The 15,712-nt window shown below is 38.0% G+C and carries 8 protein-coding genes; 3 read left to right on the top strand and 5 right to left on the bottom strand.

The features are described 5' to 3' along the window. Positions 1-33: 33 nt before the first annotated feature. A complete protein-coding gene (locus tag WH223_RS18250) occupies positions 34-2,955 on the top strand; it encodes an FAD-binding and (Fe-S)-binding domain-containing protein (protein ID WP_340049296.1) in 2,922 nt (973 codons plus the stop codon). A 57-nt stretch (positions 2,956-3,012) separates the two neighbouring features. After that, positions 3,013-3,645: a hypothetical protein gene (locus WH223_RS18245; protein WP_340049295.1), complete on the top strand. Its 633-nt coding sequence runs from the start codon at positions 3,013-3,015 to the stop codon at positions 3,643-3,645. Positions 3,646-3,821: 176 nt separating this feature from the next. Here the strand turns inward: WH223_RS18245 and WH223_RS18240 are convergent, their stop codons facing one another. Then, positions 3,822-4,610 (bottom strand): Cof-type HAD-IIB family hydrolase, encoded by a 789-nt coding sequence (locus tag WH223_RS18240; protein ID WP_340049293.1) that lies wholly within the window; start codon positions 4,608-4,610, stop codon positions 3,822-3,824. Positions 4,611-4,688: 78 nt separating this feature from the next. After that, complete coding sequence (locus tag WH223_RS18235) at positions 4,689-7,244, bottom strand: TonB-dependent receptor (protein ID WP_340049292.1); 2,556 nt, start codon at positions 7,242-7,244, stop codon at positions 4,689-4,691. Positions 7,245-7,698: 454 nt separating this feature from the next. Between WH223_RS18235 and WH223_RS18230 the strand changes: the two genes are divergently transcribed. Continuing rightward, positions 7,699-10,914 (top strand): TonB-dependent receptor, encoded by a 3,216-nt coding sequence (locus WH223_RS18230; protein WP_340049291.1) that lies wholly within the window; start codon positions 7,699-7,701, stop codon positions 10,912-10,914. A 62-nt stretch (positions 10,915-10,976) separates the two neighbouring features. On the opposite strand, the gene WH223_RS18225 is transcribed toward WH223_RS18230, so the two are convergent. From WH223_RS18225 to WH223_RS18215, 3 genes are all read right to left on the bottom strand, one after another. Further along, positions 10,977-11,732 carry a hypothetical protein gene (locus WH223_RS18225; RefSeq protein WP_340049290.1) on the bottom strand — a complete coding sequence of 252 codons (756 nt, stop codon included), beginning with the start codon at positions 11,730-11,732 and terminating at the stop codon, positions 10,977-10,979. A 94-nt stretch (positions 11,733-11,826) separates the two neighbouring features. Beyond that, positions 11,827-13,038: a M12 family metallopeptidase gene (locus tag WH223_RS18220; RefSeq protein ID WP_340049289.1), complete on the bottom strand. Its 1,212-nt coding sequence runs from the start codon at positions 13,036-13,038 to the stop codon at positions 11,827-11,829. 753 nt (positions 13,039-13,791) lie between these two features. Beyond that, complete coding sequence (locus tag WH223_RS18215) at positions 13,792-15,663, bottom strand: TonB-dependent receptor plug domain-containing protein (RefSeq protein ID WP_340049287.1); 1,872 nt, start codon at positions 15,661-15,663, stop codon at positions 13,792-13,794. Positions 15,664-15,712: the final 49 nt, after the last annotated feature.

Below are 15,712 nucleotides of genomic sequence, written 5' to 3'. Positions count from 1 at the left end.
TCTTTAGATTTGTTTTATAAAATTAACAAATACGTGGGAATAATCGATAATCTAAAGGAACTTTCTATTACGCTTCGTGGAGATCTGTTCTATGATCCAAAGAATGCAAAGCATCAAACGATGCGTTTGGCCTATGCTACGGACGCTTCTGTTTATCAAGAGACGCCTTTAGCGGTAGCTATACCTGAGGATAAACAAGATCTAAAAAAATTAATAAGCTTCGCCCAAAAAACAGGTGTTACGCTAATCCCACGTACAGCGGGTACGTCGCTTGCCGGCCAAGTCGTTGGTGCGGGTATCGTGATGGATGTATCCCGTTTTTTTAATCAGATATTAGAATTAAATGTTGAAGAACAGTGGGTCCGTGTTCAGCCAGGAGTTATTCGGGATGACCTCAATAACTACCTGAAGCCTTACGGTTTGATGTTTGGTCCGGAGACCTCTACAGCCAGTAGAGCCATGGTAGGAGGGATGATTGGAAATAACTCTTCTGGTTTGCATTCCATTGTATGGGGCGATACACGTAAAAACTTGATCGCTGCCCACGTATTATTGGATGATGCTTCTGAAGTTGTTTTTGAAGCGCTCACTCCGCAGGCCTATTTTCAAAAATTAGCAGCTTCCTCTCGTGAGGGAGAAATCTATCGCGCGCTGAATAGTTTAATAACCGATAGCGCTAATAAAGAAGCGATCACCTCTGGTTACCCGAAAAAAGATATCACCCGCAGGAATACAGGCTATGCGTTAGATTTTTTAATAGACCAAGAGCAGCCTTTCAATATGTGTAAACTATTGGCCGGCTCCGAAGGTACCATAGGCGTAGTTACAGAGGCTAAGTTGCAATTGATGCCACTGCCACCCAAAGAAATAGGATTGTTATGTGTGCATTTTTCGGATATGATTTCCTGTATGGAAGGCAATATTATCGCGCTAAATCATCAGCCTGAAGCCTCCGAGTTGGTAGATAAATATATTCTAGATTTTACCGTAGGCCATCCTACTTATCAGTATAATCGCTTCTTTATTGAGGGCGATCCACAAGCTTTATTAATCATTGAATTTCGTGCCGATAATGTTGATGATTTAACACAAAAGGCCGAAGCCCTGAAAGCCGAGCTTATCCAGAAAGGATTGGGCTATGCCTATCCTTTTATAACGGGAGCTACGCAAACAAATTTGGTGTGGGATGTGCGCAAGGCCGGTTTAGGCTTGATTCGTAACCTTCCGGGCGATGAGCAGCCCGTCAATTTGATTGAAGACTGTGCTGTCTCTCCAGAGGATCTACCGGCCTACGTAAAGGATGTGCAAGACTTATTGCAGTCGGAAGGTGTTCATGCCTCTTACTATGCACATGCTGGCGCTGGAGAGCTGCATATTGAGCCTTTCGTGAACTTGAAGACTGCCGACGGCAAGCGTAAGTTCCGCAGTATTCTGGAGAAAACGACAGATTTGGTCCTTAAATATAATGGTTCCCTCAGCGGGGAGCATGGCGACGGGCGTCTACGTGGCGAGTTTATCGGAAAGGTGTTGGGCGAGCGTGTCTATGCATTATTGCAAGATACAAAGCAGATTTTTGACCCTAAAGGTATATTCAATGCCCATAAGATTGTCAATACACCAGCGATGGATACTTTCTTACGCTATGACCAGATAACGGATGCTAAGGCCATAAAAACCTACTTCGATTTTACCAAAGAGGAGAGTATATTGCGTCTATCTGAAAAATGTTCGGGTTCGGGCGACTGTCGTAAAACGGAAATTACGGGAGGCACTATGTGTCCTTCTTTTATGGCTACGCGCGACGAGAAAGATACAACCCGTGCACGTGCCAATATGCTGCGTCAATTTTTGACAAGCTCCACGCAGAAAAATCGCTTCGATCATGAAGAGATAAAAGAGGTGATGGACCTTTGTCTAAGCTGTAAGGCTTGTAAAAGCGAATGCCCTTCTAGCGTAGATGTCGCAAAAATGAAAGCGGAGTTCTTACAGCATTATTATGATGCTAACGGTGCTTCATTCCGTGCTCATCTCATTGCCAACTTCACCAAGAGTCAAGCTTTAGGTTCTTATTTTGCACCTATTTATAATGGTATGGTGAACACTCCAGCTATTGCGGGCTTGATAAAAAAGGTGGCTGGTTTTGCGCCGAAACGATCTTTACCAACGGTGAGCTTCACGACTTTATCTTCGTGGATTAAAAAGCAGCCTAAGCCTGTTGCCAAGCGACGTGTTTATCTCTTTAGCGATGAGTTTACCGAATATAATGATACGGCTATAGGGATCACGGCTTACAAATTGTTGGTGGCGCTCGGTTATGAAGTGGTGGTGCCTAAGCATATAGAAAGTGGCAGAACCTACCTGTCTAAGGGGTTTGTGAAAAAAGCAAAAGAAATAGCAAATACAAACGTTGAACTCTTGCACAATCTGGTGTCCGAAGAAAGCCCATTATTGGGGATTGAGCCTTCCGGAATCATTACCTTCCGCGATGAGTATTTAGATTTAGTAGATTTGGATAAGCGTGAAAAAGCAAAGGCACTGGCGAAAAATACCTTCATGATTGATGAGTTTTTAGTTAAAGAGCTCGAGGCAGGACGCATTCACGCCGAACAGTTTACTAGCGATAAAAAACATATTAAGCTCCATGGCCACTGCTACCAAAAGGCATTTCACCTGGTAGGTTTCACTGAGCGTCTATTGTCTTTGCCGCAGCAGTTTACCGTAGAGGTAATTCCTTCCGGTTGTTGCGGTATGGCAGGCTCCTTTGGCTATGAAGAAGAGCATTATGATGTCTCTATGAAGGTTGCTGAGTTGGTTTTGTTGCCCGCTGTGCGTCAGGCATCTGCGGATACATTGATTGCTGCCGCAGGAACTTCTTGTCGTCACCAAATTAAGGACGGTGTGCAGCGAAAAGCCTACCATCCGGTAGAGATTTTGTACGATGCATTAATAAAATAATAATGAAAAACATTTTACAGGTTTTATTTGTTAATTTTCAATAAAATAGGAGTCAATATGAAAAATCGTTTTATGAAAGCTTTGTTATTTATCTCTTTTGTAGGTCTTTTATCGGCGTGTACCGGGCAAGGGGCAAAAGAGAAATCGACCTCAGGAGAAGGTCAACGTCAACTGACAGCCTTTACTGTGCCTGCTGAAGGGCGTATTCCGGGTGCTTTTTTAACACTTGTAGATGCTGTTAAAACAGATTCATCTACGGTGTATGCCGCTAAGTCTGTAGCCGATAAGGATACCGTAGGATTGAAAATTGAAGTCATTAATGGGCTGAATGCGGGCATTTTTCTAGATGGAACAGTTAATAATGAGCGCGGTTTTCATAAAGGAGGCGTTAAAATTAGCTCTCTTGGGAAAGAGTCCGATCATTACGTAAGAGCATTGGCCAAGCTTTATGGATTGACCTCTTCAGGACAATTTAGCTCGAAAACTTTATTACCATTGACGTTTTCATCCAACAAGAAAAATCTAGACTTATCAAGCAAAGAGACGTATTCATTTAAATTATTCTTAGCAAATAAACTTGGGGATGAAGCGGAAGCTTTCGCTGTGCTCGATTTATACCGTAACTTATTTGAAATTACAGCGCGCGATTCATCGCAATATGCACGCATTATATCAGCACTTCAAGATTAATAAGCGATTTTAAGATTTGGGCGGCTGCTACGCATCGGGCTTTACGCTATATCTTTTTCCACGGCGCTAGCGCTTCGTGAAAAAAGGATGCCGCTCCAATCCCTGCCGCTACTTTAAAAGTTCTGTAGATACGATAAAAGACAAAGCCAGCATTTTAGATGCTGGCTTTGTTGTTTTTATATGATATTGAAATGCTTTAATGCGTTAGCGATACCATCATCATCCACATGGCTCGTCACATAGTCGGCAATCTCTTTTACTTCCGGGTTAGCATTGCCCATCGCTACGCCGATACCGACATGCTCTAGCATGCGGATATCGTTTCCTCCATCGCCGAAGGCCATGGTCTCGCTAGGGTCAAATCCAAAATGACGACAGAAAACATCAATACCTACCTGTTTACTTTGGTCTTTCGGGTTTACATCAGCAAAAAGGGGCGTCCAGCGCGAGGCTAATGAATTGGGCATCACTGTCGACATAAATACCTTTTCCTCTTCTGGGTTTAAGAAAATATTCGTCTGTAAGACATCATCATTCCTAACGCTATGCAAATCTACCAAAGGAGGGACGGGTAGGTTTAGGTGTGCATACATACCTGCTATCTCGGGAGTGACATCGTGGATGCTCACTTCCTTTTCCGACATGAACGAAAAGCTCAGTGGATTTTCTTTAGCATAGTCCAGTAGCGATTGGATATCTTTCGGGTCTATGGCCTGCTTGAAGATAACATCGCCCTCTTTTGTCATACAATAGCCACCATTGAATGTGATGTAACCATCGAAGTCTAAAAAACGAATCTGATCTAAACTGTTGATAGATCGCCCTGTCGATACAATAACTTTAATATTTTTCGCTTTAAGTGCCTTTATGGCTTGTTGTGTCGATGCGGCTACTTCGTGGGTTTTGAAGCTTAATAACGTTCCGTCGACATCAAAGAATACGGCTTTAATCGTGTGGTCCTGCATGCTGTAAAGCTACGAAATAAAAAAATCCCCGACCAATTTTGGCGGGGATTTTCCTGTTAGTAAACGTGATAAAAACGTTTAGAAGGTAAACTTCATCGAAGCATTCCATGTACGACCTGTACCGATTAACACGTTGTTCGCTGTGTTAATTCCACGCCATGTACTTGTTCCCTCTGTTGCAAAAAGGTTTGTATTTGCTTCAGAGATGTAGAATTTATCTAGTAAGTTGTTGATGTTGATACGGAAGCTTAATGAATTCGTTGGGCTTAATACGATTTTGTAAGAAGCACCTACATCAAGCAATTGGTAAGAAGGCAATTGTAATACGTTACCTTGACCTGCTTGACGTGAAGAATATAATCTGTCATACGCTCTGTAGTCTGCATCCACCGAAAGGTGTTTGATAATACTGTATTTAACGCCTAATCCGTAAGATGTTTGCGCAGCATCACCTACTTTACCATTATTTAAATCTGTATTTTCTGTAGCTAATTCTACACGGTCTTGATTACGAACAATAGTTGTCGAGCTCCCTTTATAAACCCAATCGCCTACAGAAGCAAACCCTTTGAACTCAAAACCTGTGAAAGGACGAGTTACAAAGTCTAGCTCTACACCTTGGTGATCTTGTTTTACACCATAGTTTGTAGAATATACATAGTCGCCTACAACTAAGATATCAGGGTTGTTAGTAGGGTTGTATTTTTCAACATCTTTAGCACTAGCCAGACGAGAATTACTCGTTACACGGTGTGCCCATGTTGTTTTGTACGCATTGATGTTTACATCAACATATTTGGAAGCAAATTTGTAGCCCAATTCTAAACCTAAAATTTCTTCATTTTTGGCATTTTCATTAATGTCATTTTTGAAATTCATGAAGATATTATTCTGGTAAGGTTGACGTGCGTAGTAGCCCGCGTTACCAAAAAGGCTATGATGACCTACAGTGTAGCTAGCGCCACCTTTAACATTGTAACCAAAATTGTTTACTTTTTTGGATTTTCCTTCACCTATTTTATATAAGAAGAAGTCTTCACGAGAGTTTTGTTGTTGCGAAAGTGATCCTTGGAAGAACGTTGAGAAGCCATCTTTAGCATACTCTAGTTGTCCAAATAGTCCGGCATAACGAATCATTTGGTTGTAATCCCAAGCTAAACGGTCTTCTGCATTTTTAGGTTTAGCACCCCATGCTTTCCATGGATTTGTAGTGTAAACGTTCGATGCTGTTAATGGACCACTATAATTTACGTTACCACTATGTGTAATCGACTGAGCGCCTAATAAGTCTGTCACTTGTCTGTAGTGTTCTCCTTTGTAGTCTCTTAAATCAAAACCTACATTAAAGTTTAAATGGTCCGTTAATTTACGGTTGTAGTTAGAAACGATACCATACCACTGGTGGTTGTTAACGTCTGCCGCTAAATAAGGTACTCTTTGTTTGCTGGCATCCGTACGATCAGATTGGCCACCACCGCGTGCCATAGAAGCATAAACAACGGTAGATAAAGATGATTTATCATCAATCTTCCAATCCCAGTTGAAGTTAGCTACAGGTTTGTGATAATAGTTCATGCGTGGATTCATAGCTACACCATTGATGGTTTTGATGTTACTGTTGAATTTACGTCCGTTCTGTAAGAAAGTTTCTAAGGTAGAGTTGAAAGCTTGGTCATGCGACTGTGGTGCACCCGTAACCATTAAGTTTAAGTTGTGCTTTTCGTTTACCTTGTAGCCAATCGATAGAAAGTAACTTTGTCCTTGACCACCAGTTTTGTTCATATAGCCATCACCTTGCCAATGTGTAAACATTGCTGAAACAGCAAATCCATTTTTCATTAAGCCTGTGTTGTAGCCTATGGTAGATTTTACATACATATCGTTACCAACAGTCTGTTTTAAGAAACCACCTTGCTTCATATCCGTAGATTTGGTAACAAAGTTGATCGTTCCACCTACAGATGAAATGGCTAGCTTCGAAGAACCTAAGCCACGTTTAATTTGAACAACAGAAGCAATGTCGGTTAATCCAGACCAGTTAGACCAGAATACACGACCATTGTCCATACCGTTGATAGGTTGTCCATTTAAAAGGAAAGCAGTGTTTGATTGATCAAAACCACGTGTGTTCATGGATGACTCCCCGAAGCCACGTGCTTGACTGGTGATATACACAGATGGTGTGTTTACCAAAGTAGACGTAATATCTTGTGCACCTACTTTTTCTTCAATTTCCGTTTGGCGGATTGTCGAAACAGCAATAGGCGTCATGCGGCCTTCTGCAATATCAATTACACCACGACCTACAACAACGACTTCTTCTAATGATTGATTATCACTAGGAGCAAGGACGATTGTGCCGAGGTCTTTGTTTTTAGAAAATTTTACGAGTTGGGATAGGTAACCGAGGAATTTGATTTCAAGCTGTCCGCTTTCTAGGTTGCTGTTGATGCTGAAGTTTCCTTCGGCGTCGGAGGAGGAGCCGGTCTTTGTACCGGAGACAAGGATAGAAGCGCCAGCGATAGGGGATGTTCCATCCGTGATTCTACCAGTAAGCATCCGTTGAGCAAAAGATGCGTTACTAATAAGCATGAACGCCAAAAAGGCTGTCCACAGGGCAGTGTTTTTTTTCATTACGAGAGCAATTTTTTAAATTGGTTGCAAAGGTAACAATTATAATTGAAACCGTAAACCCTTGTTTTAAAAGCTTTTTATTCTACATATGTTTGTTTAATTTTCTTATAAGTTAATTTTTGAAAGCTTTTAATTGTGTAACTAACTATTTTGTTTTCGTGTTAGTTTTCTGATAATCCCTTTGTTTTTAGTGTTTTGTAGTCGTTGTGTTACGAAAATTTCCAATTGTTAATTTTTGTTAAAAAACTAATTTTAATAGCTGTTTTTTGATGTTTTTGCAAAAATATCTAGTTGTGTGTTTAAACTTTTATCAAATGTTAATTTTTGTTAAGATGTTTTGAATCTATTGTGTTAAATCTGTGTGTCTTTTAATATTAAGTTTATGTTAAGTTTTATGAATATCAAGTTGTATTTCTAATTTTGCAGTACAAATTCAAAAATTGAATAATTGAGTATGAAAAAATCTCTACTTTTCTTTGCTTTAGTTCTGGCTAGTTACGGTACTATTCAGGCACAGGTTACTACAAGTAGTATGTCTGGAGTTGTTACACAATCTACAGGTGTAGCTACCGTTGGTGCAACTATTAAAGCAACCCATTTACCATCAGGAACGGTTTATTCTGGTTCAGCGAATTCAGCTGGTCGTGTAAGTTTACCAAATATTCGTGTAGGAGGTCCTTACCGTATTGAAGTAACTTATGTAGGTCAAACCCCTTTGGCTTACGATGATGTATTCCTTCAATTGGGGCAGCCTTTTGTGTTAAATCCAGTCTTTGGAAGTAATACTACTTCATTGGATGAAGTTAAAGTTTCTGCGTTAAAAAAAGCTCGTGGTGTTAAAACTGGAGCTGAAACGTTTATTTCTCGCGCTCAGCTGGATAATTTACCTACTGTATCTCGTAGTATTCAGGATTTTACGCGTTTGACTCCTCAAGCTGATTTAAAAGGTTCTTCTTTATCTATTGGAGGTAGTAACAATCGATTTAACCAGTTTACGGTAGATGGAGCTGTTTCAAATGACGTTTTTGGTTTGAATGCAAGTGGTACAAATGGGGGAAGCACAAATACAAACCCGGTATCATTAGATGCTATCGATCAGATTACAGTACAGATTGCACCATTTGATGTGCGTTCAAGCGGTTTTGCTGGTGGAGGTATTTCTGCAGTAACACGTTCTGGAACTAATAATGTTGAAGGGTCAGTTTATTATTACACTAGAAATCAAAATCTTACAGGTAAGACGCCTAAGTATCTTATTAAAGGAGATGAAAAAGCTAAACGTTTAGAAGATTTTTCTGAAAAACAATATGGTATTCGTGTTGGTGGTCCGATTATTAAGGATAAATTGTTCTTCTTTACCAATTATGAGCGTACTGAATCGAATACACCATTAAACTTTCCAATAGGTTCATCAGCTTCTAACTTAAAACTTGATGAAGCTGATCAAATTTATGACATCGCTGTAAATAAGTATGGTTATGAACCAGGTTCTTATGCTGATTTAGCTAATACAAATAAATCAAATAAAATTTTCGGTCGTTTAGATTGGAACATTAATTCACAGCATAAGTTTTCTGTACGCTATGGGTATACAGAAGCTGACGATATGTCAAACTTTAGAAATGGAGGAAGTGTGACATTCGCAAACGGTGGTACATTGAAGAAGTATCGTAATAATACTTTGACAGCAGAGTTAAGTAGCCGTTTTAATAACTCACTTTCTAATAACTTAGTTATTGGATATAATAAAGTACGTGACTCACGTGGTTTTAATGGTGATTTATTTCCTCGTGCTTCTATCCGCACAACAAATGGTACCTACAACTTAGGAACAGATGCTGTTGCGAATGTAAACCAATTAGATCAAGATGTTATTACGTTAACTAATAACTTGACTTGGTACAAAGGTGTTCATACACTAACATTTGGTACGCATAATGAGTTCTATAAGATGTATAATGCTTATATTAACAACTCTAATGGATTCTATAATTTCAATGACTCACCAGTTACTGACGTTAATCCGGCAACAGGTAAGCCTTATACTGCTATAGAGAATTTTGCAAGAGGTAAAGCCGCTTCGTATAACTCTCAATACAGTAATACCTCGGATCCTCGTCAAGGAGCTAAGTTCTCTGCGATGCAGTTAGGGTTTTACGTTCAAGACGAGTACCAAATGCAAGAGAATTTAAAAATTACCGCAGGTGTTCGTGTAGATATTCCTATTTATAACGATGTGCCAATGGAGAACACAGATTTTAATAACTCCATTTTGGCTAAAATGTATGACGTGAAAACAAATAGAATGCCTGGTGCTAAATTGATGTTTTCTCCTCGTGTAGGTTTTAACTGGGATGTTAAGTCCGATCGCTCGACGATTGTTCGTGGTGGTGTTGGTATTTTTACATCTAGATTCCCATTTGTATGGGCTTCAGGTGCCTTCACGCAAAGTGGTGCTTTGTTGGGTGGACATTCGTTGGGGAATGGTACTGCTGCTAACGTTGATTTCATTGCTGATCCAAATAACCAACCAAAATTCAATGGTACAGTTTCTCCATCAGGAAATATTTCTGTATTAGACAAGGATCTTAAGCTTCCACAAATTGCACGTTTCTCTGCTGGTGTAGATCAAGAATTGCCATGGGGTGTTAAAGGTACTTTAGAATTTATGTACTCAAAAAGCATAAGTGCCTTCCGTTTTACAGATCTTAACTTAGAACGTCCTACTGGTGTTTTAGATGGAGCTGACAATCGTGTTGTTTATGACGCAAATAACAATAACAGACGTGTCTTGGATAACTATACAGAAGTAATCTATATTGACAATGTGAATAAAGGGTATTCATGGTCATCTACTGCGAGCTTAGCGAAAAGATTTGATTTCGGTTTGAATGCAACTTTGGCTTATACATATACAGAGTCTAAAGATTTAACATCTGGAACATCTTCACAAAACCAATCTAATTTCTACCGTGTATCTACAGTAAATGGTTCCAATAGCCCAACTTTAGCGCATTCTCCATTTAGTACAGGTAGTCGTGTTGTAGGTGTTGCTTCTTACTCTAAAGAATATCTTAAAAACTTAGGAACTACGATTTCATTGATTTATACAGGTCAAAGTGGTCCTAGATATTCATACTTAGTAAGTGGTAACTTAATTGGTTATACGACTACTGGTAGTAATCAATTCCAATTGATGTATATTCCTAGAGATCAGTCTGAGATTGCTTTCGTTCAAAATGGTGCTAAAACTCCTCAACAACAATGGGATGAGTTGAATAACTTTATTGAGTCTGATAAATATTTGAAATCTCGTAGAGGAAAATATGCAGAAAGAAATGGTGCTAGAATGCCTTTTGGTCATCAGTTTGATTTGAAAATAGCTCAAGATTTATTTACAAACATTGGTAAAACGAAAAACAAAATTCAATTGTCTATCGATATCATGAATGTGGGTAACTTATTGAAAAGTAGCTGGGGTAAACAGTATGACGGATCAGGTAGTTTCTGGGATAACAGCTTTAAGCCAGTTACATTTGCTGGATACGAAGCAGGTAGTAAGAAACCTACTTATCGTTTGAATAACTTAAATAATAATACACCTTACTACTACTTAGATACACCATCTAGATGGTCTGCTCAGTTAGGAGTTCGTTATATCTTTAACTAAGTTTAATAACATTATAATTGACGGGCGCTCTATTTAGAGCGCCCGTTTTTTATTAACTTTCATTAAGGTTTAAATGACTTTGAAATTGTTAGTGCGAAATTGTACTTTGTATAGTTTAATTCGTTAAGTCTAGCTTTTATTGTTTTTTCAACTGTGTAAGTATAATCCTCTCCTTTTTTTCCAAAGAAATCCATATAGCAAAGCATCAATCCAATTCTATAATTATACAGCGGATAAGTAGCTTTAATATCTAAGATATAAGTTGGTCCATTAATATACTGTTCAAATGATGGATTGTGTAAATCTTTTCTTAAATTCCAATAGCCTGTAGTTTTTAACTTCGTGAAATAAAGAGAGTTTGCCAATGTGAAATCTATTATTTTACTATGTTCTATTTTAATGAATCCACCCATAGAAGATTTCTTAAATTTATAAAAACTATCTAAATTAATATTTAAGTCTTGAATTGGGTAATGATTTGATAAGCGTTGAATACTAGGTCCTAAACTCAAAATGATAGCCGATGTATTAATTATATTGTAAGCATAGCTTAAGTTAACTGTAAAAGAATGCCCTTGTTTTATAGGGTAAGTTTCATAGTTATACACATTCTTTCTATTATCGTCTAAATAATCGACGTCCACTATTGTTCCATTCCTTTTTTTTGAATACTCTAATGCCATGTTGATTATATTTTTTTTATTTATTTTCTTTAGAAACTCAACGCCAATATTTAAAGATTCAATATCTCTGAATATTAGTTCGGACTTTATATTTGGTGATTCTCCGAATTCGTTGCCTGAAATATTCCAATCCATGTTTTCTATCGTTTTTCCATAGGAAACACCAAGTGTTTGTCCTAAACACGAATAGCTATGTAAAGATAGAAGTATAACTATTAGTGTTTTAAAGCTATGGCCTTGAATAATCAACCTCAACATTGTATAAGTGTTCCATGTATGTTGATGGCTGGTAATAGCCTAAATAAGTATCATCTCTTGATGATAATGAAAAATCGTAATACGATCTATTAGGTGGGATTATAATGAAAGATTGTGTTAGGTATGATTCTAAATTGAGCGGACCATTACCAAAGTATCTCATATAATATAGTATCTTTAATTTCATGAATCCACTTGTGAAATTTGGAGTGTTTATTGTTTCAGGAGAACTATGGAAAGTGATACGATAGTTTCTGGTTACGTCGTATATATCAGATGATTGGTCTGTGTACTGTTCATTTATTTCTGTACTTAGCAGATGTATTTGTAAATATGCTGAAGTTCTAGGTTCATACAAAAAACGAAGAGCTAATTTATCTGTATAGGTTATCGAATCTCTATTAGAATTATATTCTGATAAATTTCCATTACTTAATATTTTATAAATGACAGCTTTATTTGGATCAATTGCTGCGCTTGAATTTCTTGATCCATAATTCATAATCGAGTTTATATTGAATGGTCCAGCTTTATTTCCTTGTCGGCTTTGGTATTGTTTTTTCCAATCATTTTTAATATTGCTAAAATCTATACTAATATTAAAAATAGCATCTGATCTTTGATGTTCATGCATTAATCCTGCTGCATGAAATATTTCATGAATAACAGTTCCAACAGGAGCACTATTTGTTAATTCTATTTTCTGTTTTCCAGTTAAGAAGCCACCTACTTTACCCAGAGGAGATTGACTCTGTGATCCAGAAACGAATTCTACATAGTTCTTTTGATCAGATCGTTGGATTAATTTGATTCCTGTTTCTGCATTAATTTTGTTGATTGCATCGTAGATTCTTTGAGGATTAGGAAGGTTCGAGGATATTGTATAAGGAATAGTACCATTTGGCCAAAGTAAATCTGCATCGTCAATTGTTAACCCTCTAGCATTTTTTATCGTGTCCAATCGTGCTAAAATTCTTTTAAGTTGAATAGGTTCTAAGTAATAGTCATCATCTAAATAATAAAGACCGTCTTTTAGACTATAGTAAATTGTATCTGAGTTGAATTTTAGTACTCCTTGTTTTGGTAAACTACTAAAGTCGTTTTCATCATCAGCAATATTTGTGATTTTCTTGCAGGATAAAAATGTAGTAATTATGAATAATAATATTAATATTTTTTTCATTTTTTTTAATTTAAGTTTGATTGAAATGTTGAGTATTTTCTGATAATTTGATAAATGGTTAGAATTTGATTATGAGGTCTTTAACTATGCTTGATGTTCTTGACGTAAACCAGTACTTTTGTAGATGTTGTCCAGGGGTCTGGTAAGTTTACATTGTTAGTGAATTGAGTTTGGTTTAATGAATTATCTGCCAGAGACGGGTCAAACAGTTTGTCTTTGTTACAGTTGGTGAATAAGGCGATACCAAGGCCTAAGCACATAAAAAATAGTTTTCTCATTTGTAGTAAAGTTTAATTTAACTTGGAGAAGTTTAAATATGATTAATAGTATTGCTTTTTCTAAAGCGTAATTAAATTTAATGATAATATATCTAAATATTCTTTTGTATTAATTATTTATCATTAAAGTAGTGTTTAGTTAATGTTCTTGTTTTCTGTATTTCTGTTTTTAGTACTGGTGAAAATTCTTATAAAAAGTGCCTGAAGCATACATATAGTCCTTATTAGGGGACGGTGGTTAAGGCTTTTTATCGAGACTGTTTGTCGATTTAGAATTGTTATGTAGTTTGTAAAAGCTAGAATCAAAGGTCGAACTGAAATATGTTAAGCCAAAAGGGGAGGAAGTTTTTTATAATAAAAAAAACGACGAGCTCCGTATGTGTAGCCCGTCGTTTTTTATTTTAAAGAGTTGTGCTATTGCGAAACTCGCTTTGTAATTTCACAATAGCATTTGTTAATTCATGCTTATTTTTTGTTACTTCTTTGTCCATTGGTAGCGAACCCCTGCGCTATACCAGCGTCCTGGCATTGGAATGGCCATACTCTCTACATAGGTTACATCAAATAGATTCTGAAGATCAACATAGATGCTAAATGCTTTCATGTTGTGGCTCAACCGGACATCAGAAATGAAGTATGATTTGTTGGACACACGCTGATTGAAGCGATTAGCAAGCGACACAGACCAATCTTTTTGACTCGCGCTCAACAGTAGTTTTGCTTGATGTTTAAGATTCTCCATCTGATACTTCGAGATAATACCTTCTTCAGTTTTTAGACTTGGCTGCAAGTAGTTGTAGCCAACATTCACGAAGTAGCTTGTTTCACCTTTCGCAAAAGTATAAGCGAAGTTTGTATTTATACCGTTCATGTTGTTTATACCCATATTGAAAGGCTGGTATGGATTTTTGGCATCTTCACGTACCCAATCAATAAAGCTTTTTATCTTCCGGAAGAAGTAGCCCGCTTGCGCTGTGATTCCTTGTTTCGAATATTTCAAAGCCCCTTCTGCTTGCCACGCATTTTCGGGTGCTAAGTCAGGGTTCCCAATATTTCCGGGACGTTGATTCAAGTATAAGTCTGTGAAAGAAGGTACACGCTGGCTACTACCTGCATTCACGACGATTTTCCAATTTTCATGGATATGGTAGCCTAGATCAATGCCCGGATAAATTTGCCATCCATACTGTGTATTGTAGTTGACATAGGTGCCTATGTTTAAGTCTATATTTTTAATCTTGTCCGTTCTGAATTCCGCAAAAGCACCGTGGTTCTCTCTACTATGCTGCCCAATATTAGAGCTTTGGATATGGTCCATGCGTGTTTCCCAGCCTAAGCCAAAATCACCAAAGTCCGTTTCATAACGACCATTAAGCTCTAGGGAAAGGGAGTTGCTGTAATGTCTGCTTCTCGCTTTAGAGAGGTCGTTTCTAAAGTAGCGGTAATCATCCTCATTATAGCGGTTGCTTACACGAGGGCTGATACTTAGCCTATTGCTGAGTTGATGCTTACTAGAAATGCTTGCCATCACCGTTTCTACAATTTCCTCCGATTCTTTGTCGCCAGGAGCGGCATAGAAACCATTAGCTCCAAATTTATTGTACATATAGCTCCCCATCCAGTCTACGCTATTCTTTTCATTGATATGAAGCTGACCTTGGTAGTATAGCTTGTCATTTTCAGAAGCCGTATTGTAGCGTTGTCCGTTGGATTTCTCCTTGCTATAATAAAACTGGTGTTGCTGTTTGTCGCTATGCCATGTTCCACCGATGCGAGCTCCAGCACCATAGTAAACACTCGATTTATCCTCTTCATCGCGATTCTTGAAGGACGAGCCACCGTATAAGTTTGCCGAAATAGTCGTCTCTTGTACCTGTTTGGTAACGATATTGATTGCTCCCGTTAATGCATTTATACCATATATACGTGCTGCAGGGCCACGCAATACTTCAATACGCTCAATTGCTTCCAATGGAACGGGAATATTCATGTTGTGGTGCGCTGTTTGGGAGTCCGAAATCTTCATGCCATTAAGCAGAATTAAGCTTTGCTCAAAGCTGCCGCCGTCGATGCTAATATCGGCCTGTGAACCAAAAGGACCACGCTGGCGGATGTCTACCCCATTAAGGTAGCCGAGCATTTCGTTGATGGTCTTTACGGGAAGTTTTTGTATTTGCGCTGCCGTTAGGATTTCTATGTTTCTGTTATTTTTCTGAAAAGGAATTTGAATTCTATTTTCTTTGATTATGATTTCATCAATCGTCTCTTGCTTGTTTATTTGTGCTGTTGTCAATAGCGGTAGCAAAGCACCTGCTAAAATGAAATATACTTTCGTTTTGTTTTTCATGGCTCAAAATTGCTATCTTTCTGGCTCATTAGACTGATCCGATTTTGAG

Source organism: Sphingobacterium sp. MYb382 (assembly GCF_037572665.1).
Classification (GTDB): domain Bacteria; phylum Bacteroidota; class Bacteroidia; order Sphingobacteriales; family Sphingobacteriaceae; genus Sphingobacterium.
Note: the sequence above shows the minus strand (reverse complement) of the source record. Positions and strands in the feature narration are given on the sequence as shown.

What these genes read in the sequence shown, in the direction of transcription:
- WH223_RS18220 (WP_340049289.1), bottom strand. Translation starts at nt 13,038, where the DNA reads ATGAAAAAAATATTAATATTATTATTCATAATTACTACATTTTTATCC.
- WH223_RS18240 (WP_340049293.1), bottom strand. Translation starts at nt 4,610, where the DNA reads ATGCAGGACCACACGATTAAAGCCGTATTCTTTGATGTCGACGGAACG.
- WH223_RS18235 (WP_340049292.1), bottom strand. Translation starts at nt 7,244, where the DNA reads ATGAAAAAAAACACTGCCCTGTGGACAGCCTTTTTGGCGTTCATGCTT.
- WH223_RS18230 (WP_340049291.1), top strand. Translation starts at nt 7,699, where the DNA reads ATGAAAAAATCTCTACTTTTCTTTGCTTTAGTTCTGGCTAGTTACGGT.
- WH223_RS18245 (WP_340049295.1), top strand. Translation starts at nt 3,013, where the DNA reads ATGAAAAATCGTTTTATGAAAGCTTTGTTATTTATCTCTTTTGTAGGT.
- WH223_RS18225 (WP_340049290.1), bottom strand. Translation starts at nt 11,732, where the DNA reads ATGGATTGGAATATTTCAGGCAACGAATTCGGAGAATCACCAAATATA.
- WH223_RS18215 (WP_340049287.1), bottom strand. Translation starts at nt 15,663, where the DNA reads ATGAAAAACAAAACGAAAGTATATTTCATTTTAGCAGGTGCTTTGCTA.